This window comes from Microbacterium sp. PF5 (assembly GCF_004794315.1).
In the GTDB taxonomy this organism is placed as follows: domain Bacteria; phylum Actinomycetota; class Actinomycetes; order Actinomycetales; family Microbacteriaceae; genus Microbacterium; species Microbacterium sufflavum.
Map to the genome: position 1 here is coordinate 1 of NZ_SSDQ01000078.1, position 2950 is coordinate 2950.

Here is a 2950-nt window from a genome sequence, read left to right on the forward strand (position 1 = left end):
AACCGGTGCAGCGAACCGAACCCGTACACGGGTTCCAGAGCCTCCGCGAGCCGGTCGCTGAGCGCCGCGATCATGCCCGCGTCCGGTGGGTAGTCGTGCGCGAGCGGAGCCCCGGAGAGCGACATGATCTGCGCGCCCTCGTCGGAGAACTGCTTCGCGGACGACCCGATGAGGTACTCCATGACGGGGCCGAATCCGCCCTCCCTGCGGCGCATCAGGTCGAGCGTCCACCCCCGCACGATGCCGCCCTCGCCGTAGATGGGCAGCCAGGAGAGGAAGCCGTCGACGTCGCCGTTGGGGGCGATGGCGAGGGCGAGCCGTACCTCCGGATCCTCCGCCTCCTCGAGGGTGCCGAGTGTGAAGCGCATCTCGGGGAGGTCCTTGTCGCCGACCCAGGCCTCGGAGATCGCCCGCAGCTGCTGCTGCACCCCCCAGGGCTCCTCCTTCAGATGCGTCATCCGGAACGTCATGTCCTCGCGTCCTGCCTTGTTGAGGGAGGTGCGCACGGAGTTCCAGCGCTTTCCGGTGAACTCCAGGCCCGGCAGATCGACGATCGTGTCGTCCGCCACGACCAGGCTCCGCCAGGTCTCCGGCACCGCGGCCCGCGTGGCCTCGTCGGCGCTGAAGAAGCAGGGGATGAGCCCGGCGCCCTCCGCCGCGCGGATGAAGTCCCGCACCGCATCGGTGCGGCGTTCGCGCGGCCCGATCGGATCCGCCAGTGCCAGTGCCACGCTGTTGCGCCGCTGATACGCGACGATGCCGCCGTCCACGCGCGCGAACGCGTTGCCCTCCCAGGTGGTCATCCACGACAGGGTGCCGCCGCCGTGGGTCTTCAGCTCCTTCTCCAGGTCGGCGAGCGTGGGTGCCGGCTGCGCGCCGAGCTTCGACCGCCGTCGGGCTCGGAACGCCCGCCGCACCACGATCAGGTAGACGAGGATCAGCAGCCAGAGCACGCCGCTGGCGAGGGCGAGCTCGGTCTCGCCGTCGATCTGCAGTTCGAGCTGTGCCTCGCTGGTCAGGATGATCAGCGCCAGGATGAGCGCACCGGAGAGCACGTTGAGGCTGGCGAGGATGATCGCGAGCACCCACGCCCATCGCCGACCGCGACGCAGCCCGTTCGCGATGAGCAGGATGACGGCCGCGTCGAGCGCGGTGTCCAGGAATCCGCCGGAGGCGGGTGCGGTGGGGCCGAAGGGGCCGTCGGTCGGGACCAGGACGGTGATGACCTCGGTCGCCAGCAGGAGCAGCACGGCCATGACCGCGATGAGGCGCTGCTCGCGGACCGTCGTGTGCCGCACGCGCAGGCTGCGGTCCACCGCGAGGATCAGCAGCACCGCCAGCAGATGCTCGAGGTCGGCGACCTTGCCCCAGAACATCATCGCGATGAAGACGAACCCGAGGAGGATGAGCCAGCCGCGTACCCGCCACGGGGGACGGAACAGTCCGACGGCTGCAGCGATGCAGGCCATCGTGCCCCCGGACGCGCCCACGTCGAGCGCGCGCGCCTGCTCCGCCGCCCACGCCCATTCGAACTGCGACAGCAGCAGGAGCAGCAGCGCGGTGGCGAAGATCGCGAAGAGCTGTCCCACCGCGTAATAGGCGATCGCGACGCGGCTTCCGCGACGGAACTCCAGGTACCCCATGCCCCAGAAGCCGGCGATCGTGAACAGGTACACCCACGGCTGGTTGACGAAGAACGTGCCGGTGACCGGCGTCCACCATTTGCCGTCCGACAGGTTGGGCAGGCCGTACGCGACCGAGGGGAACAGCTCCGAATCCTCGAACGGCCGCCACAGTCCCTGTGAGACGACGCCGACGACCAGGATCAGGCCCACCATCGTGAGGGTCGCCGGGATGCGCCGGGCGACGGTGATCAGGGGGCGCGCGGGAGCGGAGGCATCCTCGGACATGCGCTCAGCGTAGCGACGGGTCCCCCCGGCCGGCGGGACCCGGCCGGGGTATTCCGCTGCCGCCGGGTCAGTCCGCGACGGCCTTCGCGATCGCGTCCTCCAGATCGCCCCAGGCCGTCAGCTCGAGCATCTCGCCGTCGACGAAGAACGTGGGGGTGCTCGTGACGCCGAGTCGCTCACCGTCACGCTTGTCCTGCTCCACCCGCGCGAGGGTGGCGGGGTCGGCGACGGCCTCGTCGTACGCCGCGAGATCGAGGCCCAGCTCCTGGGCGAACGCGCGGAACACCTCCGGGGTCTCCTCGGGCTGCTCGCCCCAGTTCGCCTGCGTCGCGAACAGGTGGTGGTACATGTCCTCGAAGCGGCCCTGCTGTGCGGCGGCCTCGGCGGCCAGGGCGGCCTGTGTCGAGTTGACGTGGCCGGGGAGCGGGAAGTAGCGCGCGACGTAGCGGATGTCGCCGTCGTACGTGTCGCGGAGCTCCTCGACGATCGGATAGAAGGCGCCGCACGCCTCGCATTCGAAGTCGAGGAACTCGACGACCGTGACGGCGCCGGGACCGCCCTCGTCGAGCACGTGCGAATCGGTGCGGACGGTCGGCTGGCGCTGGCCCGCGTCGGGGTCGGGCTCGTCGGCGCGCTGGGTGATGGCCCAGACGATGGCGACGATCAGCAGGACGACGGCGACGGCGATGGCGATCAGGGTCGCCTTGACAGGGGTTCTCACGGGGTTCTCCAGACAGGGGTACGACGGATGGGGGTGCCGCGGGCGCGGCGCGGAGTCGTCGTACGGCTCAGGTCCGGGAGAGGGACAGTTGTGCGAGGGAGGGGGCGAGCCGGCGCGGGCGGGGCGTCGCGCGCAGCGGCGGGGTCGTGCGGGGTGTCCGGCCGAGCGGCGTGCCGGGTCCGCGGAGCATGCGGCGGCCGAGGAGCAGCACCAGGGTGAGGCAGCACAGCGCCGCCGCGGTGCAGGCGACCGCGGCCATTCCGGTCGAGTCCTCCGGGGCTGCGACGGCGACGGCGGCGGCGACGGGGGCGCCGTCGCC

The 2950-nt window shown here is 71.3% G+C and carries 2 protein-coding genes and 1 pseudogene; all 3 read right to left on the reverse strand.

The features are described from left to right. Positions 1–1910 (reverse strand): bifunctional lysylphosphatidylglycerol flippase/synthetase MprF (locus DW297_RS06190; RefSeq protein WP_136030463.1); only part of this gene is annotated, 1910 nt, incomplete at its 3' end. A gap of 67 nt (positions 1911–1977) precedes the next feature. Beyond that, positions 1978–2631: a DsbA family protein gene (locus tag DW297_RS06195; protein WP_136030465.1), complete on the reverse strand. Its 654-nt coding sequence runs from the start codon at positions 2629–2631 to the stop codon at positions 1978–1980. Between the two features lie 67 nt (positions 2632–2698). Further along, positions 2699–2950: pseudogene (locus DW297_RS18825) on the reverse strand (hypothetical protein); the annotation flags it as partial.